The organism is Stenotrophomonas sp. 22LJNL06-5-1, from assembly GCF_056861455.1.
The window spans coordinates 244,137-267,089 of record NZ_JBSPUE010000004.1; the positions used below are offsets into that span (position 1 = coordinate 244,137).

17 protein-coding genes are annotated in these 22,953 nt (G+C 68.2%); 7 read left to right on the top strand and 10 right to left on the bottom strand.

Going from position 1 to position 22,953, the window contains the following annotated elements:
• The 4 genes from AC13GF_RS11350 to AC13GF_RS11365 all read right to left on the bottom strand — a co-directional run bounded on the left by AC13GF_RS11350 (nucleotide 1) and on the right by AC13GF_RS11365 (nucleotide 4,371).
• Complete coding sequence (locus AC13GF_RS11350) at nucleotides 1-387, bottom strand: BlaI/MecI/CopY family transcriptional regulator (protein WP_014035478.1); 387 nt, start codon at nucleotides 385-387, stop codon at nucleotides 1-3.
• A gap of 108 nt (nucleotides 388-495) precedes the next feature.
• Entirely contained in the window at nucleotides 496-2,751 is a 2,256-nt protein-coding gene (locus tag AC13GF_RS11355) for a TonB-dependent receptor (RefSeq protein ID WP_483004672.1), read from the bottom strand.
• A gap of 17 nt (nucleotides 2,752-2,768) precedes the next feature.
• Nucleotides 2,769-3,989: an MFS transporter gene (locus AC13GF_RS11360; RefSeq protein WP_483004673.1), complete on the bottom strand. Its 1,221-nt coding sequence runs from the start codon at nucleotides 3,987-3,989 to the stop codon at nucleotides 2,769-2,771.
• The gene (locus tag AC13GF_RS11365; protein WP_483004674.1) at nucleotides 3,979-4,371 is read right to left on the bottom strand and encodes a hypothetical protein; all 393 of its coding nucleotides are present in this window, start codon (nucleotides 4,369-4,371) and stop codon (nucleotides 3,979-3,981) included. The genes AC13GF_RS11360 and AC13GF_RS11365 overlap by 11 nt, the downstream gene beginning before the upstream one ends.
• Nucleotides 4,372-4,500: 129 nt before the next feature.
• Here AC13GF_RS11365 and AC13GF_RS11370 point away from each other — a divergent pair, with 129 nt between their 5' ends.
• Together AC13GF_RS11370 and AC13GF_RS11375 are read left to right on the top strand one after the other, a co-directional pair.
• The gene (locus AC13GF_RS11370) at nucleotides 4,501-5,448 is read left to right on the top strand and encodes a helix-turn-helix transcriptional regulator (protein WP_483004675.1); all 948 of its coding nucleotides are present in this window, start codon (nucleotides 4,501-4,503) and stop codon (nucleotides 5,446-5,448) included.
• 144 nt (nucleotides 5,449-5,592) lie between these two features.
• On the top strand, nucleotides 5,593-6,714 hold the full coding sequence (locus AC13GF_RS11375; RefSeq protein ID WP_483004676.1) for a serine hydrolase domain-containing protein: 1,122 nt from the start codon (nucleotides 5,593-5,595) through the stop codon (nucleotides 6,712-6,714).
• Here AC13GF_RS11375 and AC13GF_RS11380 read toward each other — a convergent pair.
• The 3 genes from AC13GF_RS11380 to AC13GF_RS11390 form a co-directional block, all read right to left on the bottom strand.
• Entirely contained in the window at nucleotides 6,649-7,464 is an 816-nt protein-coding gene (locus tag AC13GF_RS11380) for a hypothetical protein (protein ID WP_483004677.1), read from the bottom strand. The genes AC13GF_RS11375 and AC13GF_RS11380 overlap by 66 nt on opposite strands.
• 3 nt (nucleotides 7,465-7,467) lie before the next feature.
• Nucleotides 7,468-8,883 (bottom strand): XVIPCD domain-containing protein, encoded by a 1,416-nt coding sequence (locus AC13GF_RS11385; protein ID WP_483004678.1) that lies wholly within the window; start codon nucleotides 8,881-8,883, stop codon nucleotides 7,468-7,470.
• A gap of 116 nt (nucleotides 8,884-8,999) precedes the next feature.
• Nucleotides 9,000-10,106: an SDR family oxidoreductase gene (locus AC13GF_RS11390; protein WP_483004679.1), complete on the bottom strand. Its 1,107-nt coding sequence runs from the start codon at nucleotides 10,104-10,106 to the stop codon at nucleotides 9,000-9,002.
• A gap of 216 nt (nucleotides 10,107-10,322) precedes the next feature.
• Here AC13GF_RS11390 and AC13GF_RS11395 point away from each other — a divergent pair, with 216 nt between their 5' ends.
• Nucleotides 10,323-10,631 carry a putative periplasmic lipoprotein gene (locus AC13GF_RS11395; protein WP_197585092.1) on the top strand — a complete coding sequence of 103 codons (309 nt, stop codon included), beginning with the start codon at nucleotides 10,323-10,325 and terminating at the stop codon, nucleotides 10,629-10,631.
• Here AC13GF_RS11395 and AC13GF_RS11400 read toward each other — a convergent pair.
• Nucleotides 10,609-11,664, bottom strand: a complete 1,056-nt coding sequence (locus AC13GF_RS11400) for a DNA topoisomerase IB (RefSeq protein WP_483004680.1) — start codon at nucleotides 11,662-11,664, stop codon at nucleotides 10,609-10,611. The two genes, AC13GF_RS11395 and AC13GF_RS11400, sit on opposite strands and share 23 nt — an antisense overlap.
• Nucleotides 11,665-11,775: 111 nt before the next feature.
• Between AC13GF_RS11400 and AC13GF_RS11405 the strand changes: the two genes are divergently transcribed.
• From AC13GF_RS11405 to AC13GF_RS11415, 3 genes are all read left to right on the top strand, one after another.
• Nucleotides 11,776-12,165 carry an I78 family peptidase inhibitor gene (locus AC13GF_RS11405; RefSeq protein WP_126929800.1) on the top strand — a complete coding sequence of 130 codons (390 nt, stop codon included), beginning with the start codon at nucleotides 11,776-11,778 and terminating at the stop codon, nucleotides 12,163-12,165.
• A gap of 175 nt (nucleotides 12,166-12,340) precedes the next feature.
• Nucleotides 12,341-16,795, top strand: coding sequence for a glutamate synthase large subunit (gene gltB, locus AC13GF_RS11410; protein ID WP_483004681.1), 4,455 nt, complete (start codon nucleotides 12,341-12,343; stop codon nucleotides 16,793-16,795).
• Between the two features lie 61 nt (nucleotides 16,796-16,856).
• A complete protein-coding gene (locus AC13GF_RS11415) occupies nucleotides 16,857-18,302 on the top strand; it encodes an FAD-dependent oxidoreductase (protein WP_483004682.1) in 1,446 nt (481 codons plus the stop codon).
• Here AC13GF_RS11415 and AC13GF_RS11420 read toward each other — a convergent pair.
• Complete coding sequence (locus tag AC13GF_RS11420) at nucleotides 18,288-20,696, bottom strand: ATP-binding protein (RefSeq protein ID WP_483004747.1); 2,409 nt, start codon at nucleotides 20,694-20,696, stop codon at nucleotides 18,288-18,290. The genes AC13GF_RS11415 and AC13GF_RS11420 overlap by 15 nt on opposite strands.
• Nucleotides 20,697-20,863: 167 nt before the next feature.
• On the opposite strand from AC13GF_RS11420, the gene AC13GF_RS11425 reads away from it, so the two are divergent.
• Nucleotides 20,864-21,730: a methylglyoxal synthase gene (locus tag AC13GF_RS11425; RefSeq protein WP_483004683.1), complete on the top strand. Its 867-nt coding sequence runs from the start codon at nucleotides 20,864-20,866 to the stop codon at nucleotides 21,728-21,730.
• A gap of 438 nt (nucleotides 21,731-22,168) precedes the next feature.
• Here the strand turns inward: AC13GF_RS11425 and AC13GF_RS11430 are convergent, their stop codons facing one another.
• Nucleotides 22,169-22,948, bottom strand: a complete 780-nt coding sequence (locus AC13GF_RS11430) for a M48 family metallopeptidase (protein ID WP_032128692.1) — start codon at nucleotides 22,946-22,948, stop codon at nucleotides 22,169-22,171.
• Between the last annotated feature and the right edge of the window lie 5 nt (nucleotides 22,949-22,953).

Genomic DNA, 22,953 nt, shown 5'->3' on the forward strand with positions numbered 1-22,953 from the left:
TCAGCCCTCGTGGCGACGCGATTGGAGTTGGGCGACCAGCGCTTCCAGTTCGGCCAGCTCGTTGTCGCTGACCTGCTGGCGCTGCGACAGGTAGGCCACGAACGGCGACACCGAGCCCTGCAGGGTGTTGTCGACGAACTGGGCCACGGCACCCTGCAGCACGCTCTCCGGGCCACGGGTGGCCTGGTAGCGGTAGACGCCGTCCTGCTGCTGGCGCTGAAGATACCCCTTCGCCCGCAGCCGCTCCATCATCGTCAGCACGGTGGACCGGGCCAGGCCACGGGCCTCGCCATAGCCACTGGCGACCTCGCCGACCGTGGCCGGCGCATGTTCATCGATGTACTGCAGCAGGGCCAGCTCCTGGTCCCCGATCGTCTTGCCACGCATGACACCACTCCCTTGACTACACGTGTCGTCACTTTCTGCGTGACGACAACTGTAGTCAACCCCCCGGAAGTCATGGGCCGACGAACGGTAGGGCGGTGGTTGTGCCCCTCAGTACTCCACCCGGTACCCGATCGAGAAGGTCCGCCCTGCCGCCGGCAGGCTCGACATCTTCCCGTAGGTCGCCTCGGCCTGCTGGCCGTAGACCGTGCGGTAGTCACGATCGGCCAGGTTGTAGATGCCGACACTGAAGCGGCCGCCTGCCAGCGGCAGCTCGCCGATCAGGTCGAACACCGCATAGCCGTGGATCTTCGCTGCCGGCGTGGCGCGGATGCTGGGACTGATCGCCGCAGCCGGTGCATCGCGCCAGGCGCGATCGGTCCCGCCGACGACCTGCCCCTGCAATCGCAGCAGGCTGTCGTTTGCAAAGCGCCACTGCCCATGCACACCCGCCTTCAAGGGTGAAACGCGGAACGCATTGAGTTCACGCCAGCGTCCGGCAGCGTCGCGGTACTGGCCACGGGTGCTGGCAAGGCTGGCGCCCAGCTCCAGCGGTGCGGTCGGCGTGTAGCGCAGGTTGGCCTCCACACCCCACACCCGCTCATCGGTGTCGGCCACCGACACGCTGTAGTCGCGGTTGAACTGCACGGTCTTGTCCGAGCGGTTGTAGAACGCGGTCACTGCGCTCTGCAGCGAGGCATCGCTGCGGCGCCAGCCCAGCTCGTAGCTGTCGACCTTGATCGGGCCGATGTTGCGGCTGTCGATGACGAAGCTTGCCGGTACGTCGCGCAGCATGCGCTGGGTATCGGGCAGGCTGAAGCCCTGCGAGACGTTGGCGAACAGCTGCTGCGATGCATCCAGCCGGTACACCACACCGGCATTGAACAGCGTCTGCGAGTGGCGCACGCGGCCGCCCTGCAGCACGCGCGGCTGATACCCGGCAACGGCATCGGCGGTGATCGCTTCGGTGTAGGGAAGCGAGTCTTCCACGCGGTTGCGCAGGATCTGGTGGCGCACGCCGGCCTGCACGCTGAAGCGCTCACCCAGCGAATGATCGGCCTGCAGGAACAGGCCGGTGGTATCCACGCGCACGTCCGGCCCCATCGCGTACTGCGCGGTGGGCTGGTAATCGAGACCATTGCTGGCGATGAAGCGGTTGATGTCATACATCTGCCCGCGCTGGCGATCCTGCTCGCGTTCGTGGTCCACGCCATACGACAGCTGCAGGCTGCGGCCACCGACCTGGAAATCCTTGTGCAGCGCGCTGCGCAGGCCCCAGACATCAATGTCGGTGTTGGACTGCATCGCCACATAGGCGAAGCCGCCGCGCAGTGCGGGGTGCACCAGGGTCGACACCGACGGGAACCAGCGTCCCTGCTCGTTGCGGTAATAGGCTTCCACGCTCAGTTCCTGCCCACCCGGCAGGTCGCGGTTGCGGTACTGCGCGTTGACACCCTGATGGCGTGTACGCGGCTGCGCCTCCAGCTGCAGGCCGGGCAGCGCCTGATGGCTGGGCGTGAACGCAGGGTTGAACAGCGCGGCCTGGCGCGGGCCATAGTCGGGGCCATGATCACTGTCCTGCTGATCGTCGAACCAGCGTACGCCCACGCTCAACCGCTGGCTGTCCGTCGGGGTCCAGTCCAAGCGCGCATTGAGTTCGCGGGTCTCGGTGTCCTGGCGATCGGTCTGCGCGATCTCCGGGCCGATGCGGCGGCCATGCGCATCCAGCGATGCACCCTGCCGGCCATAGGCGAAGCCGAACGCGCCACTGAACTGATCGCCGCGCACGGTCATGGTCTGCGCTGCGTTCCAGGCCCTCGTGTCACTGGACAGACGCGAGGGACTGCGCAGGCCGAACTGGCTGGCCAGCTGCACCGGCTGCTCGCCGGGCTGCAGGGTGATGATGTTGATGATGCCGCCACTGGCACCGGCGCCATACAGCGCGGTGGCGCCGGAGATCACCTCGATGCGCTCGATCATGGTCGGCGAGATGCTGTTGAGCTGGCGCGACCCATCGCGTGCGCCGGTCAGCGGCACGCCATCGATCATCACCTGCACGCTGCGGCCGCGCATGGTCATGCCGTAGTTGCTGGTGGTCCCGCTGGCCGGCGCCAGCGACGGCACCAGCTGGCCGAGGATGTCGGCGGTGCTGCGCCCGGCGGTGATCTGCTGGGCAATCTGTTCGTGCTCGATGGCATACACGGTGCCGGCGATCTCGGCCACGCTGCGTGCGCCTCGCACGGCGGTGACACTCACCGCATCCAGTTGCCGGGTGCCGGCCGTAGCGGACGCATTCTGCGCCGCCAGCTGGCCACTGATGGCCATCGCCAGCACAGCCAGCGGAAGGGTTGCTGCGGTATGCCGCATGGTGTCCTCGTTGCGTATCAGGGAGAGTTCGTGGGTGCTGCGAAGCGGCGCATCAGCGGCCCGCACAACAGCAGTCCAAGCGCCGAAACCGTGGCCAGCGCGATGTAGTAGGTGGGGTAGCCCATGCCCTTGGCGAGGAAGCCGGACAATGCGCCGCCGATGAAATTGACCAGCAGCTCGAAGCACACCAGCAGGGTGAAGTCGGTGCCGGCCTGGGCACGCGAGCTGACCCGCATGAACAAGGCATACAGGCTGGTCATCGCCACATAGCGCAGCGCCAGCAGGGCGATCACCAGCACGCCCAGACCGAACCGCGAGATCGCAAGCGCGCCGCTGTACAGCATCAATGCCAGCAGCACATACAGCGCCGTGCGCCACCAGCCGGCATGCATCAACAGCTGCTCGGCCCGGTGCTGCTTGAGCAGCCAGGCTGCGCCCACGGCTGCCAGCATGCCGGTGCCGGCACCGCCCACCGAGATCAGCAACCCGATCTCGGTCAGGCTGAACTGCTGGTCGACCAGCAGCGGGTTGATCATCGCCATCGCCGGCGCTTCCACCAGCCGGTACAGCACGATCAGCAGCAGCGCCCAGCGTAGTTCGCGGCGGCCCAGCGCACGCAGGATGCTCGGCCGCGGCGCGTCGGGCCTGGCCGGCGCTTCATTGATCTGCTGCACTGCCAGCAGGGTCAGTGCGCTCATCGCGGCCAGGCTCAGCAGGGCCACGCTCCAGCCGCGGGTTTCATACAGCCACAGCACACCGGCGCCACCGATCATGCTGCCCAGGGCCACACCCACGCTCTGCGCCATGCTGCCCAACCGGTGCTCGGCCGGCGCCAGCGCCTCCACGGTGTAGCCGTCGATGGCGATGTCCTGGGTGGCGGCAATGCTCGAGATCCACATGCCGACCAGCACGAACACGACCAGGCCATGATCCAGGCCGGTGAACGCCAGCACCAGGATGCCAGCCAGCAGCAACAGTTGCGTCAGCCACAGCCAGCTGCGGCGGCGGCCGAGGGCGGGCAGGTGCCAGCGGTCCACCAGCGGTGCCCACAGGAACTTCAGCGCCCACGGCAGGTACAGCAGCGACAGCATGCCGATCCAGCGCAGGTCCACGCCCTGGCTGCGCAGGATGGCCGGCACCGCCACGTTGTAGAAATACAGGGGCAGCGCGTGCGCCATGTACAGCGCGACAATCACCCCCAGGCCGAATGGCGAAGCGGCGGCGCGCTCAGTGCGCATCGGCCTGCTCCAGATGCTCGCCAATCCAGCGCATGCCCGCGCCGGTATCGGCGGTGACGAAGTAAGGCACGGCCCAGGCGGCATGCAGCGCCGGGGTGTCCAGCCGCTGCTGCTCGGCGGCATCGCTGGCGATGCGTACCAGGCCCCGGCAGTACTGCCGGAAGGCGGCCTTGTACTGCTTGTACCAGACCGCCTGCAGGGCACGGTAATCGTCGCAGAAGGTGGCACCGGGCGCGGTGCTGGCAATGAAGTAGAAGGGACGGTGAGCCTCGATCAGCGCCTGCACGCGATCCAGCCAGTACCGGATCTGGTCCGCATCCACCGCGCCATGGAAGACGGCACGCAACACCACCGCCTCGTTGATCACCAGACCCATTGCCATCGACCTTCTTGCTGAACAGGGGAAAGGGGCAGCGACCACCCCCGCAAATGAGAATAATTTGCAATACGATTGCAAGTTTAGGCGCGACGAAAGAAAATTTAGGCACGACAGCATTCGTGGGTGCCTTGCATGCAGGTCTATTCCTGCGCCGAACTGATGAGCGCCGCCCACGCGCTGGGTGGCCGGGTCGACTTTGAATCGGGCCTCCCCGATGCGCTGCCGGTGCTGGCCGGCTGGCAGCAGGTGCAGTCGATGGACAGCGGGCTGGTGCTCTATCTCAGCCGCAGCCAGGACATGGTCGGCGGCCGCAGCCAGAACTGCCTGCCTGCGGGCCTCACCGCCAGTTTCCTGCTGCACGGGCAGGCCGAAGTGGTCATCGCCCACCAGCGGCTGCAGATGGACAGCCGCCGGGCCGGGAGCCCGGCGATGCTGGTCCACCTTCGCGAGGAGGAAGCGTTCCAGCGCCATTGGCAGGCGGGTCGTGAGGAAACCAAGGTCAGCCTGCACCTCAGCCAGGACTGGCTGTCGCGCCAACTCGACGGCATTGCCTCGACCGGTCTCAGCCGCCTGCGCCTGAGCCACGCGCGCAACCAGGCGTGGCAACCGCCTGCGCCGCTGCTGCGGCGAGCCGCAGCGTTGTTCGGGACGGAAACGGCGGAGCCGCCTCTGCTGGCCAGCCTGCAGCGCGAGAGTTTCGCGCTGGAGGTCGCGGCCAGCGTGGTTCGATCCGTGGTCGCCGAACGCGACGCGCCTGCCCCCAGCGCGCATCTGCGGCGTTGCGTGGACCAGTTGCAGCAGTGGCTGCAGAGCGGCGAGGCCGATGGCCTGACCATCAACCAGATGGCGCGCAGGCTGGGGACCAACGCTGTCGACCTGCAAAGCACCTTCCAGCAGCTGCACGGCAGCAGCATCGCCGCCTGGCTGCGTGCACTGCGCCTGCAACGGGCACACGATGCGCTGCTGCAGCGGCGGGTGTCAGTGGACGTGGCGGCCAGCCTTGCCGGGTACGCCCATACCAGCAGCTTCAGTGCCGCGTTCAAGCGGCAGTTCGGGAGATCTCCTTCACGGATCCGCTAGGCGCAGCAGGCACGCCCCGCGTGCTGAACCGGGACCTGCCTCGCAGCGCAGGTACTGCTTAAACCTTTTACGCACCCGCTGCATCCGATCCTCGACGCCCCGCCGGAATCCTGCATGTTCCGCCCAACGCTTCGAGTCGTGCTCATGCTCATCGCTGCCCTGCCCTTCGCCGCCGTCTCTGCCAGCCAGGACCAGGCCAACGACCAGACCCGCCGCCTGATCCGCCAGACCATGCTGGAGCAGCGCATCCCGGGATTGCAGATTGCGGTGGTCAAGGACGGGCAGATCGTGTTGTCCGAGGCCTACGGCCTGGCCAATGTCGAGAACGGTGTACTTGCCTCGCGCGACACCCGCTTCCCGCTCAACTCGGCCACCAAGGCGTTCACCGGCGTGGCGGCCGCGCAGCTGGCGCAGGAGGGGCGATTGGATCTGGACGCGTCGGCCTCGCGTTACCTGGATGATCTTCCGCCAGCGTGGAGAGACGTACGCGTACGCCAGTTGCTGGCGCATACCTCAGGCCTTCCGGACATCCTTGATGCGAACGGGCTGTTGGGCGGTGGCTCCGAAGCGCAGGCATGGACGGCGGTGACAGCTCGGCCGCTTGAAGCGGTACCCGGGCAGCGCTTCGCCTACAACCAGACCAACTATGTGCTGCTGGCACGGATCATCGCGCAGCAATCCGGCATGCCCTACGAACGTTTCCTCGCCACCGGCCAGTTCAGCAGCGCACGCATGGCCCGCACCACCTTCGGCGACAGCTACGACCTGATTCCGGACGCGGCGACGATGTACAGCCTGGCCCCGCGTGCCACCGACGCTGCGGATGCACCGCCGCGCCTGTCGCATTGGTTCTACGACATGCCGCCTTCGCTCTGGGCCGGCGGCGGCATCCTCACCACCGCCGACGACACCGCGCGCTGGCTGGTCGCGTTGACCGAAGGTCGCCTGCTGCCGGAGACGGCCCTGCGGCGGATGTGGAGCGCAGAGCGCCTGGCGGATGGCCATGCCGGCCCGTGGGCGGGTGGCTGGCCGGTGCTGCGCGCATCGCCCGACCTTCAGGTAGCGGGTATCGGCGGTGCGCGCTCGGCCTTCGTGGTCTATCCCGAGCGCGGCGTGGCGGTGGTGGTGCTGACCAATCTTGTTGGTGCCAATCCGCAGCAGTTCATTCCGCGCATTGCCGACTTCTATGCGCGCGATGCCTCAACGCCCCGTCACGAACGGGTCGCCCTTGCACGGCAGCAACGGGCTGCCATCGCAGGGCCATAGCCCGGCCGGCACGGCCCTGGCCACTTCGAAGTGATCCTGGTTCCAGCGCAGGAAACCGCCGTGGATGGCATTGCCATGGTCGAAGCTGCGCGCATCGGCGGCCAGTGGCTGTTCGGGATCGGCCTCGGCCGCCCAACGCAGCACCGGCACCTTGTCCAGCTGCCCGATGAAGGCGAAAAGATCGCCTGCGCCCTTGCTCTGATAGGCCGCCATCGCCGCCGCGTCGGGCAGGTCGGCCTGCGCCAGCAACGACGCAGTGACATCCTGCAGCGGTGCAGCTCCCTGTGCGATGTAGGCGCGCATGCCCGTGGTGGTTGCCGGGCAGTCCTGCAGCTGCACCAGATACCCGGTGGTACCGCCACTGCCGGAGAACGACCGCATCCAGTAGCGGAAACGCGGCCCGCTGCTGTCGGTGACCATGAAATCCTGCTGGCCATCCTGCGCGGGAATGGAAAGCACCTGCACCTTGCTGGCGCCCTCCACGTTGCACTTCAACTGCGCCAGCACCTGCCTGGCCGGTTCCGGCAGTGCTTCGTAGCGGCCGCCAGGGTGGGCGCTGCCGGAGGCTTGCGGCAGTGCGGGCAATCCACGATCAGTGGGCAGGGTCTGCGCAGGCAAGGCCTCCGGTTTCGCCGCCGGGCTGGCGGTGGGTGCCGCTACCGGCGCGACGCGCTCTCCAGCGGGCGCGCAGGCGCTGCAGGCCAGCAACAGCATCAACGGAACGCTCGGCATCAGGTGTGATCGGATCATCGCTCAACGCCCTCCCATCGCCGGCGCTTCCTGCAGTTGTGCAGGCGCAGGTGTAGGTGCCGCCTGTTCGCGCGATTGCTGCTGCAGCTGGCGCAGGCTGGATTCCACCGCGGTGTCGCGCACCTCGGCTGCATTGACCCCTGCGCGCAGCGCCGCAGGATCGCCCGGACTACCCTGCACCAGGAACAGTGTCTCGCCCGCCGCACGTCCAGCACTGGGATTGCTGGCCACGATCTGGTCGACCCGGGTGATGCCCGCGGCCTTCGCTTCGCGCAGCATCACCAGACTGTAGTCATCGGCATGCTCGGCGTAGCGTCCGCCCAGGGCCTGCAGGCGCGTGCTGATCTGCTGCTGCAGGGCATGATCGCGATGCTGCGGCTGACGGGGATCGTCATTGGCCGCGAGTGGCACGTCCTGCCCCATCTCGCGCGCCTGGCCAGGTGCAACCGAGGTCAGCACGTACTGCCAACGGTTCTGCCCAGGCGTGCCGCGCACCGTCGACACGAAGTCGTCGTACTCGCCGCCGCCGATGGTCTGGCAGCCGGCCGAATCGGTGTTGGAGCGGCTGCCACGATGGATCTTGAAGGTGTCGTTGAGGTCCTGCACGCCCTGGGTATCGCGCGCATCGAACCAGCCGTCGCCATTGCTGTCGCGCTCCACCCGTCCGGCGCCCGTAGTGATCGCGCCCTGCGAAGGACGCAGCGCGAACTCATCGGGATGGCCATTGCGCGGATGGGTCGTCGCGCGCATCTCGGTGGTGCCCTCGCCCAGGCGACCCAGATCCTTGACTCGGTCGCCGTTGACGTCCTCACCCTCGGTCTTGGTGCGCGGCGCCACGTTGCCGAAACCCGGGCTGCGCGGCGTGGTCTTGGCATGACCATCGTACTGGGCGGTCGGCTCGGTCGTGGCCTGGTTGAACTCGCGCACATGGCCGTGGCCCTGCGCATCCTTCCACAGCACCACAATGCGGTCGTCGTAGACGCCACGCCCGCGTGCCTCAGTGGTGCGGTTCTCGTCGCGCAGCCCCAGCACCACGCGGTCCTGCGTTGCCATCGCGTCATTCGCCGCCGTGTTGCCGCGCTGGGCCACGATGCTGCCATACACATCGTACTGCTGGGCCTGGCTCAGGGCTGCGGTCTCTGCCGCATCGGGCATCCGCGGTGGCCGCGTCGCCTCGCCCAGGCGATCGAGCATCGGGTTCACCGTGGTCGCATCTGCTGCGGCAACACCGCCGCTGCGCCGCAACGCCTCAAGCTCGGTGGCCGCGCGCACCGACACGTAGCGGTCCAGCGCTTCCTGCACCACCGCGCTCTGGCCGTCGTGCAGGGCCTCCAGGCGGGTGGCCGCAGCGCGCGCGTCGTTCTGCCGCAGCAGGGCGACGACTTCGTTGGCCGCCGCATCGATATCCATCTCGGGCATGCTCGTTCCTTGGAGGTGATCAGTACGGGGTCAGCCTACCCCAGCCGCCTGCTGGGGCCTTTGACACACCGCACACCTTCGCCGCCGCGCCGTATTCAGGCAGGTCACGCCATCACTCAGCCCCGTGGTCCACCCATCACCGGCAGGATCACCCCGCTGATGTAACCGGCACAGACCGGCGAAGCCAGGAACACATAGGCCGGCGACAGTTCCTCGGGCTGTGCAGGCCGGCCCATGTCGCTGTCCCTGCCGAACTCCGCCACGTCCTCCGCCGGCTTGTCGGCCGGATTCAGCGGCGTCCACACCGGCCCCGGCGCCACGCAGTTGACCCGGATGCCACGTGGCAGCAACTGGCTGGCCAGCGACTTGGTGAACGCGTGGATCGCGCCCTTGGTCGCCGAGTAATCGATCAGCGCCTTGCTGCCGAAAATGCCAGTTTCCGAACCGGTGTTGATGATGCTGGCGCCCTCGCCCAGATGCGGCAGCACCGCGCGCGCCATCTGGATGTAGCCGCCGATGTTGGTCTGCAGGGTTTCCTGAAGGTGCGCGTCTTCCAGGTCCTCAAGCCGTTCGCAATGCAACTGGAACGCGGCGTTGTTGACCAGGATATCGATGCCGCCGAAGGCCTTGGCTACCTGCTTGACCGCCTTGTTGCAGAAGCGCGGATCACGCACGTCACCGGCGATCACCACGCAGCGGCCGCCTTCACGTTCCACATGCTGGCGGGTGATGTCGGCATCTTCTGCCTCGTCCAGGTGCAGCACCGCCACATCCGCGCCTTCGCGTGCGAACAGCACCGCAACCGCACGGCCGATACCGGAATCACCACCGGTGACGATCGCGCGCATGCCCTGCAGCTTGCCGCTGCCGGCGTAGTCCGGTGCAAGGAAACGCGGCGCCAGCTGCAGTTCGTGTTCATGCCCGGGCTTGGCCAGCTGCTGCGCCGGCATCGCCTCCGGTTGCCGGCGTGTGCCGGCCTGGGTTGCGGTCTTCTTTGTGGCTTTCTTTGCCGCGCGCACATCCCTGGCCTTTTCCTGGTCCTGCAGGCGCCGCTGCCGGGCCGCGACGCGTGCTGCCCGCGGATCGCTGGCGGCCGCCTTGCGGGTTGCCGTCTTCACCACCCGTGGGCGAGCGGGGTCGGCGACGGTCTTCGTCGCGGTGCTGCCTTTGCGCACCTTGGGCGAGGCTTTGCGGCGGGCGGGGGTTTTCCTGGTGGTGGCCATGCAGGTCTCCTCGGGGGGAAATGGGGTTGCCGGCCAGCGGCCGGCACTACCGGGCGCATGCGCCGCAGTACCGGGGGCGGCATCCGCCGCTCCTGCAGTGTCGCCACCTATGCTGTTGGCGGCAGTGAGCGCATCGTGTCCACGATGTGCACGGTATTCATTCCGCCACCACGTGCGGCGTCGCACGCTGCACGCAACCACACAAGGAACGCCTCCATGAAACATGCCATCGCCACCGCCGCCGTCTGCTTTGCCCTCGCCGCCTGCAGCAGCACGCCGATGGCCCAGGTGCAGCCGATCGACGGCGTGATTTCCGGGCAGTGCCACAGCGACATGGTGCGCGGCGCACTCGGCCTGGCCGCTTCGGACGCCACCGTCGCCCGCGCACGCGTGGACAGCGACAGCCTGCACGTGCGGGTGCTGCGCCACGACGGCCCGCGGGTGCCGCCGGCCAGCGAAGGCGGCGACCGCCTGACCATCGAAAAGGGCCGCACCAACAACATCACCGCGATCTACTGCGGCTGAGCCGGTGCGCCCTGCGCAGTACGCGCAGGGTGGCCTGTTCCCACTGGCGCGGCCCGCGCAGGCCGACCAGTTTGGCCAGTTCGCCGCGCTCCCAGCCGGCGAACACGCAGGGGTCGATATAGGCCTTGCGGCACACCGCCGGGGTATTGCCCAACAGCGACGCCACTTCGCACACCACCGCGCGCTGCGCCTGCGCCAGCGCGCGCTGGCTGGCAGGTTCCGGCAGCTCGGTGGCGGCAAACGCCTGCACCGCCGCCACGGTGCCGCCCCAGGTGCGGAAGTCCTTGGCAGTGAAGTCCTCGCCCATCACCTCGCGCAGGTAATCGTTCACCGCACCGGAATCCACCGGCTGCACGGCTCCTTCGTCATCTCGGTACTGGAACAGCGCCTGCCCCGGCAGCTGCTGCAGGCGCCGCACCAGCAGCCCCAGCCTGCGGTCGCCCACGGTCACCTCCTGCAGCTGCCCGGACTTGCCGCGGAAGCGCATGCGCACCCGGCCGCCACGCAGCAGTTCCAGATGGCGGTTGCGCAGTGTGGTCAGTCCGAACGAACGGTTCTGTTGTGCATAGGTTTCATTGCCGACCCGCACCAGGGTGTCCGCCAACAACGCGACCACCATGGCCAGCACCTTTTCCTGCGGAAACCCAGGTCGCTTGAGATCCCGCGACAACCGCCGCCGCAGCGTGGGCAGCGCCTCGCCAAAGGCGATGATGCGGTCGAACTTGCCGGCGTCGCGCTCCTTGGCCCAGTCGGCGTGGTAGCGGTACTGCTTGCGCCCGCGCGCATCGCGGCCGGTGGCCTGCAGATGACCGTTGGCGTGGGCGCAGATCCACACGGCGGTATACGCCGGCGGAATCGCCAGTGCACGGATGCGTTGCAGGGTGGTGGCGTCGCGTATCACGTGGCCATCAGCATCGCGGTAGCTGAAACCCTTGCCAGCGCGGCGCCGGCTGATGCCCGGCTGGGTGTCGTCGACATAGCGCAGGCCGGCCGCGCGCGCGGCCTGTCGTTCGGGGGTGGAGGGGGTTGGCATGCCTGTAGTGTCGCCGTCGCCATGCCGCGATCCTGTCGATAACACAAGACAAACACGTGAGGGCCGGTTCGCCGCTATGCTCGGGTCTTCACAACCCCTTCCGGAGTCATGATGTCGTTCCCGATTCGCGCCCGTTCGCTCTCCGCCCTGTTGCTGCCGGCCGTGCTGGCCCTGACCGCCTGCCAGGCACCGGCGCTGGATGAACAGGATTCGGCCACGGCCCACGCCCAGCAGGCCGCCGAAGCAGCCAAGGCACCGGCCGATGAAGCCGGCAAAGCCACCGAAGCCCCGCCGGTCGGCACCTGCGATGCCAGCCAGGTGCAGAGCCTGGTCAGCCAGGCGTACACCGATGCCCTCGGCAAGCAGGCGCAGGAAGACGCCGGCGCAAGCCAGGTACGCGTGCTCAAGCCCAATGATGTCGCCACGATGGAGTTCCTCGGCGACCGCCTGAACATCGAAGTGGACGACAAGGGCGCCGTCAGCGGCGTGCGCTGCGGCTGAGTTCGACCCGGCGCCGGCACTGTGCTGCCGGCGCGTTCTGTTGCACCTGCAACCGTGTATTGCGGCGTTGCAGCAACCTGTGATCTAGTCGAGGCATCCGGTGGCCTCACGATGCGCTCCAGGGATTGGGCGGGCTTGAGTGTCCCCGTTCAATTCATCCCGCATCGAGGTAGAGATGGCCCCCCGCAACCGCCAAGGGCTTTACGACCCGCGCTCCGAGCGCGATGCCTGTGGATTTGGCATGGTCGCCCAGCTCGACGATCAACCATCGCGCCTGTTGGTTGATACCGCCATCGCCGCGCTTTCGCGCATGACCCACCGTGGTGGCGTCGCCGCCGATGGCCTGACCGGCGATGGCTGCGGCCTGCTGCTGCGCCGCCCGGATGCGTTCCTGAAACTGCTGGCCAGCGAAGCCGGCATCGCGGTCTCCGCACGCTTCGCCGCCGGCCTGGTGTTCCTGCCGCACGACGCCGACGCGGCGCAGGCCTGCCGCGCGCAGTTGCAGGCGCAGGTGGAAGCGGTGGGCTGCAGGGTTGCCGGCTGGCGCGAGGTACCGACCGACGACAGCGTCTGCGGCCAGCTGGCGCGTGACACGCTGCCGCGCATCGAACAGGTGTTCGTCGATGCCGGCGTTGGTCAGGATGATGCCGGCTTCGCACTGGCGCTGTTCCTGGCCCGTCGCCGCAGCGAACAGCAGCTGCGCGAACACGCCGACTTCTACGTCACCACCCTCACCCCGGATGCGATCAGCTATAAGGGCATGGTGCTGCCGGACAAGCTCAGCCGCTTCTTCCCGGACCTGCAACGCCGCGAGCTGGCCTCCAGCGCCATCGTGTTCCATCAGCGCTTCTCCACCAACACGCTGCCGCGCTGGCCGCTGGCGCACCCGTTCCGCATGCTCGCCCACAACGGCGAGATCAACACCATCGAAGGCAACCGTCGCTGGGCCCAGGCGCGCAGCAAGGTGTGGAAGACGCCGCGCTTCGACATCGGTGAATTCGACCCGGTCATCTCCATGCACGGTTCGGATTCGCAGAGCCTGGACAACATGCTGGAGCTGATGGTCGCCGGTGGCATGGAGCTGATCCAGGCGCTGCGCATCCTGGTGCCGCCAGCTACGCAATCACTGGAATTCAAGGACCCGGACCTGGCCGCGTTCTACGAATTCCATGGGCTCAACAGCGAGCCGTGGGATGGCCCGGCCGGCATCGTCGCCTGCGACAGCCGCTATGCGGTGTGTACGCTGGACCGCAACGGCCTGCGCCCGGCGCGCTGGATGCTGACTGCCGACCGCCACTTCCTGGTTGCCTCCGAAGCGGGTGTGTGGGAGGTGCCGACCGAGCGCGTGGTGCGCAAGGGCAAGCTCGGCCCGGGCGAAATGATCGCCATCGATCTCAAGCGCGGCGACCTGCTCGACTCCGACGCGGTGGACCGCATCAACCGTGGCCGCGCACCGTACAAGCAGTGGCTGCAGCAGGGCGTGACCTACCTGCAGACCGAACTGATCGACCCGTCGCTGGTGGAAGAACCCTTCGACGAAGGCACCCTGCGCAGCTACCACAAGCTCTACCAGCTCAGCAGCGAGGAAGTGGAGCAGGTGCTGCGTCCACTGGCCGAGACCGAACAGGAAGCCACCGGCTCGATGGGCGATGACACGCCGATGGCCGTCCTCAGCCAGCGCAGCCGTCCGCTGTACGACTATTTCCGCCAGGCCTTCGCGCAGGTCACCAACCCGCCGATCGATCCTCTGCGCGAAGACTGCGCGATGTCACTGTCCACCCAGCTCGGCAGGGAGACCAACATCTTCCATGCCGGCCCGGAGACGGTGAACCACGTCATCCTCAACTCGCCGGTGCTGAGCCAGCGCAAGCTGCGCCAGCTGCTGAAGATGGACCAGTACGTGCAGGCCAACCGCCTGCTCGACCTGTCCTACAGCGAGGACGAAGGCCTGCGCGCCGGTATCGAGCGCATCTGTGCCGAGGCCGAACAGGCCGCGCGCGAGGGCATGGTGATGCTGCTGCTGTCCGACCGCTACCCGGTGGCCGGGCGGCCGATGGTGCATGCCCTGCTCGCCACCAGCGCCATCCATCACCACCTCTCGCGGCTGGGCCTGCGCTGCGACGTGAATCTCATCGTCGAGACCGGCACCGCGCGCGATCCGCATCACATGGCCTGCCTGCTCGGCTTCGGCGCCACGGCGGTGTATCCGTACCTGGCCTACCAGACCCTGTTCGACCTGGGCCGACGCGGCATCCTCAAGCTCAGCAAGGGCGGTGAGCAGTCGCAGATCGGCCGCCGCTACCGCAAGGGCGTCTACAAGGGCCTGTCGAAGATCATCTCGAAGATGGGCATCTGTACCGTGGCCAGCTACCGCGGTGCGCAGCTGTTCGAGATCATCGGCCTGGAACCGGAAGTTGTCGATCTGTGCTTCCCCGATACCGCCTCGCGCATCGGTGGTGCCGGCTTCGCCCGCCTGGATGCCGATGCGCGCGAACTCTGCGCCCAGGCCTGGGACGCGCAGCAGGACGTGGATGTCGGCGGCCTGCTGAAGTACGTGCACGGCGGCGAGTACCACATGTACAACCCGGACGTGGTGACCACCCTGCAGCGCGCCGCGCGCAGCGGTGACCCGCGTGCGTGGCAGCAGTACTGCGATGCCGTGCATGCACGGCCGCCGTCGGCACTGCGCGACCTGCTGGAACTGGTGCCGGCCGCTGCGCCGACACCACTCGATGAAGTGGCACCGGCCAGCGAACTGTTCCCGCGCTTCGACACCGCTGCGATCAGCCTGGGCGCGTTGTCACCGGAAGCGCACGAGGCACTGGCGATTGCCATGAACCGCCTCGGCGGCCGCAGCAATTCCGGCGAAGGCGGCGAAGATCCCGCCCGCTATGGCACCGCCAAGCGCAGCAAGATCAAGCAGGTGGCCTCGGGCCGCTTCGGCGTCACCGCCGAATACCTGGTCAACGCCGAGGTGCTGCAGATCAAGGTCGCGCAGGGCGCCAAGCCCGGCGAAGGCGGCCAGCTGCCCGGCCACAAGGTCAACGAGCTGATCGCGCGGCTGCGTTATGCGCGCCCGGGCATCGGCCTGATCTCGCCGCCGCCGCACCACGACATCTATTCGATCGAAGACCTGGCGCAGCTGATCTACGACCTCAAGCAGGTCAATCCGACCGCGCTGGTGTCGGTGAAGCTGGTCAGCCATGCCGGCGTCGGCACGATTGCCGCCGGCGTGGTCAAGGCCGGCGCGGACCTGATCACCATCTCCGGCCATGACGGCGGCACCGGTGCCTCGCCGGTCAGCTCGATCCGCTACGCCGGCGTGCCGTGGGAGCTGGGCGTGGCCGAAGCGCACCAGGCGCTGCTGGCCAACGACCTGCGCGGGCGTACCCTGCTGCAGACCGATGGCGGCCTGAAGACCGGCCTGGACGTGGTCAAGGCCGCGCTGCTGGGGGCGGACAGCTTCGGCTTCGGTACCGCGCCGATGATCGTGCTGGGCTGCAAGTACCTGCGCATCTGCCACCTCAACAACTGCGCTACCGGCGTGGCCACCCAGGACGAGCGCCTGCGCGAGAACCACTTCACCGGCCAGCCCGAGCGCGTGGAGAACTTCTTCCGGCTGCTGGCCGAGGAAGTGCGTGGCTGGCTGTCCTACCTGGGCGCACGTTCGCTGGAGGAGATCGTCGGCCGCACCGACCTGCTGCGGCAGATCGAAACGGCGCCCCGTGACGGCGTGCGCGTGGACCTGTCGCGCCTGCTGGCCGATGCCCGTTACGAAGGCAGCCACTGCGCCGCGCAGCGCCTGTACGAATCGCCGGACAGCCTGGCCACGCAGATGGATGGCCTGCTGGCACCGGCCATCGAGCACAAGCGTGGTGGCGAGCATCGCTTCCTGATCCACAACACCGACCGCAGCATCGGCACCCGCCTAGCCGGTGCCGTGGCTCGCGCGCATGGCAACCAGGGCATGGCCGAGGCACCGCTGGAACTGCGCTTCCGCGGCAGTGCCGGGCAGAGCTTTGGCGCGTTCAACGTGGGTGGCCTGCACCTGGAAGTGGAAGGTGAAGCCAATGACTACGTCGGCAAGGGCATGGCCGGCGGCCGTCTGGTGGTGCGCCCGCCGCGTGGTGCCCGTTTCGAGGCACGCAGCACTGCGATCATCGGCAACACCTGCCTGTATGGCGCCACCGGGGGCGAGCTGTTCGCTGCCGGTCGTGCCGGCGAACGTTTCGCGGTGCGCAATTCCGGCGCGCTGGCGGTGGTGGAAGGCGCCGGTGACCATTGCTGCGAATACATGACCGATGGCGTGGTGCTGGTACTGGGCAAGGTCGGCCTGAACTTCGGTGCCGGCTTCACCGGCGGCCTGGCCTACGTGCTGGACGTGGACCGCGACTTCGTCGACCGCTACAACCACGAGCTGATCGACATCCACCGTGTGTCGGCCGAGGGCTTCGAGAACTACCGCCAGCACCTGCACCGCCTGATCGGCCGCCACCGCGAGCTCACCGGCAGCATCTGGGCGCAGCAGATCCTGGACGAGTTCCGCGATTACATCGGCAAGTTCTGGCTGGTCAAACCGAAGGCCGCCAGCATCGAGTCGCTGACTGAAACCCTGCGACGCGCCGCGTGATGTTTTCCGGTAGTGCCGGCCGCTGGCCGGCAACGTTTTCCCCCGCATTCCAGAGCCCGCCATGAGCCGCAAGCACGCCTTCCAGTTCCTCGACCTGCCCCGCACCATGCCGCAGCGCATTCCGGTGGAACTGCGCACGTCCGGCGACTGGGGCGAGTTGTACGGCAAGTTCGGCAAGGAGGACGCCCAGTACCAGGCCGGCCGTTGCCTGGACTGCGGCAACCCCTACTGCAGCTGGAAGTGCCCGGTGCACAACGCCATTCCGCAGTGGCTGCAACTGGTGCAGGAGAACCGCATCCATGAAGCGGCCACGCTGTGCCACAGCACCAACCCGCTGCCGGAAGTGTGCGGCCGGGTCTGCCCGCAGGACCGCCTGTGCGAAGGCAGCTGCACGCTGGAGGAGTTCGGCGCGGTCACCATCGGCGCGGTGGAGAAGTACATCGTCGATACCGCACTGGCCAGCGGCTGGCGCCCGGATCTGGGTGCGGTGCAGCCGACCGGCCACAGCGTGGCGGTGATCGGCGCCGGTCCGGCCGGGCTGGCCTGTGCCGACCGCCTGGCACGCGCCGGCATTGCCGCCGTGGTCTACGACCGCTACGAGCAGATCGGCGGCCTGCTGCAGTTCGGCATTCCCAGCTTCAAGCTGGACAAGGACGTGATCCATCGCCGCCGCGAGGTGCTGGAGGGCATGGGCGTGCAGTTCCGCCTGGGCGTGGAGATTGGTCGCGACCTGAGCGTGCAGCAGCTGCTGGACAGCCACGATGCGGTGTTCGTCGGTACCGGCGCCTACCGCTACACCGATGGTGGTCTGGACGGCCAGGACCTGAAGGGTGTGCTGCCCGCGCTGCCGTTCCTGGTGCAGAACAGCCGCATCGTCAGCGGCGATGATCCGAAGGGCCGGCCGATTGCCGGCTGGGAAGACACCATCGCCCTGCCCGACCTCAACGGCAAGCGCGTGGTGGTGCTCGGTGGCGGTGATACCGGCATGGACTGCGTGCGCAGCGCGGTGCGGCTGGGCGCGGCCAAGGTGACCTGCGCCTACCGCCGCGATGAAGCCAACATGCCCGGCAGTGCGCGCGAAGTGGCCAATGCACGCGAAGAGGGTGTGCGTTTCCTGTTCAACCGCCAGCCGCTGTCGATCGAAGCCGGCGCCGATGACGAAGTGATCGGCGTGACCGTGGTCGAAACCCGGCTAGGCGAACCCGATGCCAACGGCCGCCAGAACGCAGTGCCGATCGAGGGCAGCGAATCGCTGCTGGAAGCGGACGTGGTGATCATCGCGTTCGGCTTCTCGCCAACCTTGCCCACTTGGCTGGCCGAGCACGGCGTGGAAGGCCAGTCCAACGGCCGCATCGTCGCCGGCGGCAAGGACCGCCTGCCGTACCAGACGTCGCACCCGCGCCTGTTCGCCGGTGGCGATGCGGTACGCGGTGCCGACCTGGTGGTGACCGCCGTGGCCGAAGGCCGCGATGCCGCCGCCAGCATCGTGCGGCTACTGGCCCACTGAGTCCGGCGCCAGCAGTTCCGCCAGCAGCGCACGCAGTGCGTGCGGCTCCACCGGCTTGGCCAGGAAGTGGTCGATGCCAGCCGCACGACAGGCTTCTCGGGTGCTTTCCATCACGCTGGCGGTGAGCGCGATGATCGGCACCTGCGCACGCGCCGGGCAGGCATCGGCACGGATCGCCCGCGCCAGCGCGAAGCCGTCCATGCCCGGCATGTGGCAGTCGGTGATGACCAGCTCGAACGGCTGCGCCTGCCATGCTTCAAGCGCCGACCGTCCATCGGTACAGGCGTGGACCCGCAGCCCGAGCGCACACAGGCGTAGCTCCAGCAGATGCAGGTTGGTGGGATGGTCTTCAGCCACCAGCACGCGCGCCGCCGGCAATGGACGCGCGTCCGCAGCCGCCGCCGAAGGTGCGGCCACGGGCGCCGCGCAGGCATCCAGGTCCAGATCCAGCCACACCGTGGTGCCCTTCCCGGGTGAGCTGCGCAGCTGCAGTTCCGCGCCCATCGAGGTCGCCAGCTCGCGGCAGATCGCCAGGCCCAGCCCACTGCCGCCGAAGCGCCGCGTGGTCGAGCGTTCCGCCTGGGTATAGGCGGCGAACACCGCCTGCTGGCGTTCCTCGCTGATGCCCACGCCGCTGTCGCTCACCTGCAGGCGCAGCCGCTGGCCGCCATCACGCTGCTGCAGTACCTGCACCTGCAGTTCCACATGGCCGTGCCGGGTGAATTTCAATGCGTTGCCGGCCAGGTTGAACAGGATCTGGCGCAGGCGCAGGCCATCGGCCAGCGATCCCGGCTGCATCTCCGGATCAAGCATCACCTGCAGGTGCAGGCCGCGGCTGGCGGCCACCGGCATCAGCAGCTGCTGCACCGCGCGCACCAGCGCCGCCAGGTCCGTGGGCCGCAGCTGCAGTGGTGCGCCCTGCAGGCGCTGGCTGTGCAGTACATCGTCGAGGATCTGCCGCAACATGCGCGCGGCATCATCGACCGTGGCCAGCACCTGCCGCTGGCGTGCCTCCAGCCTGCTGCCGGCCAGCCGTTCGAGCATGCCCAGCAGCGTGCTCATCGGGGTGCGGATCTGGTGGCTCATCGTTGCCAGGAAGTGCGCCTTGGCCTGTGCCGCCTGTTCGGCCTCGCGGCGCGCGTCGGCCAGCGCGCGGGTACGTGACTGCACCTCGCTGACGTCGATCCAATAGCCGCTCCACTCGACGTCGCTGTCGTCGCAGGACAACGGCCGCCCATGCGAACGCACCCATCGCCAGCCCTGTGGCGAGCGGGTGCGGAAGGTGACGTCGATCGGGCCACGCGCCAATGCAGCCGTCTCGACACAGGCCATCACCTGGCTGCGGTCTTCCGGATGGACCGCGGCCAACAACCGCTGGTGATCGATCCGCGCAGTCTCCACGCTGATTCCGAACAGGGCCTGCACGTCACCGGCGATCTGCGGAAAGCTGTAGTGGCCGCCCGCCGAACGACGCGCCTGGTAGACCACCGCCGGCAGGTTCGCGGTCACCTCCTGCAGGCGCTGCTCCAGCCCTCGGCGGCGCACGCTCTCGCGATGGACCCGCCAGTAGCCGAAGGCATGGACCAGCGCCAGGGCGAGCAGGATCAGCGAGGCCGGCACCAGCCAGCGCAGGGGCGACGATGACGGGGAATTGCGCGGCCGGTCCGGCAGCCAGGCCGCGCGGATCTGATCGCGCTCGGTATCGGTCAGCTGCGACAGCGCCTGCTCGAAGCCGGCGATGACATCGGCGCAGGCGGGCGTGGTCGCCAGCACCAGGGCATCATCGAAACCGGCCGGCGCGGCGATCAGCAGTGCATCGCCCTGGTAGCGGCGCAACGCGGCCTCGACTTCGCCGAGGTTGGCGACCACCGCATCGATCAATCCGGTGCCCAGCAGCGGGAGTGCCTCGTCCAGCGCTGCCGGTGGCAGCAGCTGTGCACCCGCAGCCTGCTCGGCGAGCAGCCGCTGCAGCGGCATCCGGCTGGGGCTGGCCACGGTGCGTCCACGCAGATCTTCCAGGCCCAGCACCGGCGGCGCGTCCTCCCGGCGCACGATCACCTGTGGCAGCTGCAGGTAGGGCGTGCTGACCACCCAGCCGGCGGGCAGTTGCGAGCGTGGCCACCCCAGCAGCGCCTGGGTGCCGGCCGGCAGCTCGTCCCGGTCCACGCTGGCGGCCGGCACGGGCAGCAGCTGCAGTGGCCGTTGCCCGCCCAGCAGCTTCAGGTACGCCGCGCCGAGCCCCAGGGCTTCGCCCTGTTCGCTGGACGACAAAGGAGCACGGTCGGACGGCCAGGCGATGCGCAGCGGTGTCCTGCAGCCCGTGGCGGAGGCCGCGGCAGGCAGCAGCAGGCTGGCCATGACAGCAATGGCTGCCGGGAAGCCGGCGACATTCACGGTAGGCATCCTCATCTCGCGGTCGGAAGGAACGGCCGCGCAGCGGTACCGCTGTCTGCCACGCTATCGACGCGCGGGCCGACGGCAATGAAGAAAGTTGTAAAAGCATCCAGATAGGGGAATGCCGACATACACTGCCGCCTTCACCCGTACCTGCGGAGCGTTCGATGCGCATCGGCCTGGCTGCCAACCGTCTTCATCACCTCGACGCGCGCGCCGCGCTGTTCCGTTGGCTGCGCAGCAGCGAGGCCGGCCTGCGCGAGCTGGGCGTGTCGCTGCATGCGGTCGGCCGCACCCATGACGCGATCGAACGACAGAGCTTCCTGACCGGGTACGCGGGCCTGCACCGTTATCCCTACGGTCGCGAGGGTGGCTTGATGAAGCTGGTTGCCGAGGTGGTTGGCATGGGTCCGGATCGGACACTGGATGGCGCGATCTACCTGATCGACCCGGTCGATCCGTCCTCCGTGTTTCCGGAAGCCACGGCCCTGAAGCGTCAGTGCGTGATTCACGGCAAGCCGTTCATCTCGACCGTGGCCACCGCACGCGACTGGGTCGAGGTGGAGCGCGTCCACGCCGGGCTGGCGGCCGACGCCGGCGCCGACGACCTGCATGCGTTCGAGGGCCAGACGCTGGCACTCATCGCGCACGATGCGATGAAGCCGGCGATGCTGGCCTTCGCCGACGAGCACTTCGATGTGCTGGCCCGGTTCGGTGAGCGGGTGGCGACCGGCACCACCGGCCAGCGCTTGAACGAGTTGGCCTGGAGCCGGGGCTGGCCGCGTGATACGCCGTGGGTGACGCGCTACCAGAGCGGCCCGATGGGCGGTGATGCGCAGATTGCCGACCGGGTGCTGGAGGGGCGTTGCCAGCGCGCGATCTTCTTCGAGGATCCGCATGTGGCGCGCCAGCATGAGGCAGATATCCAGCTGCTGGAGCGCGCGGTGACGACGGTGACCGACCAGGCGGTGTGCATTACGGCGCCGCGGGTGGCGGCGCGGTGGGCGGCGGCGGCGGCGTTGCGGGCGGGGTAAGGGTTTCGGCCAACGGCTGAGCCCCTCGTGGTGGGTGGTATCCGAAGGCAAAGCCGTGCTTGGCCGGGCGGGGTGGATTGCGCAGGGGTCGCTGCAAGTACCCCTCCGGGGCCCGGCCCAGCCGCTGGCGGCTGTGCGTTCAGGCGCTTGCGAAGCAGTGCTTCGCAAGCAAAGCGCCTTCACCCCTGTAAGCTCGGTCGCCGCATCCATGCGGCTCACGCCCCTGCGCAACCCACCCCGCCCGGCCACGGACAGATTCCGGTGTGCCCACCACGGAAGAAAGAAAGAAGGAAGAGCAGGGGCGAAAACGGGTCGCGCTCTGGAAACGCTCCATGGCGCGTTACCAGAGCGGGCTGGAGGAAAGCCCCTTCTGTTGAAGGGGCGCGCCGAAGGCGGGGGTAGAGGAAGAATGCGTGGGCAACTGCTGTAGCGCTGGCGCTACAGCAGTTGCCGCAGCATGGCCTTCAGGCGGCGTCCTTCGAGCTGAAAGTAGTCGCGCTGTTCGCGCCAGGCGGGGAAGCGTTGTTCCACTTCATGCCAGAACGCAGGCGAGTGGTTGGGCTGGATCAGGTGGCAGAGTTCGTGCACCAGCACGTACTCGAACGCTTCGGATCGGCCGAGCACCAGGGCCAGGTCCAGTGCCATGCTGCCGTCCGGGGCCAGTGAGCCCCATTGCGAGGACATCACCTTCAGGCGCAGGCGGCTGGGTGCGCGCGGCAGGGTGGGCAGGTACTTCGGCAGCCAGCGGCCGACGTCGGCGCGGGTCTGTGCTTCGTAGAACTCGCGCAGCAGGCGGCGCAGGGTGGCGTCACCACCACGGGTCGGCCATTGCACGCAGGCGCCGTGCGCGTCGATCTCCAGGCGCGCGTAGCGGCCTTCCTGCCAGCGCAGTGGCAGCAGTTCGCCACGCAGGGGCAGCACGCCGTCTTCGCCGGGCTGCAGCGGTGCCGGCAGGCCCTGGCCCTGGTACTGGCGCAGCTGCAGCGCCAGCCAGTCGCGATGCTGTTCCAGGAAGCGTTCGCCCATCACCAGGCTTGCGCGCGGCGGCAGGGTCAAGCGTGCGCCGCGTTCGTCCACGCTCAGTTTGATGCGGCGCGCACGCGGATCACGCACGCGCAGTACCTCGATCTCGGCATCCTCCAGGCGCAGGCGAACGGTGTCGCGCTGTACGGTGGCGGGCGGGGTCGGGCTGATCAGGCGGCGCAGCAGACGGCTCATGCGCC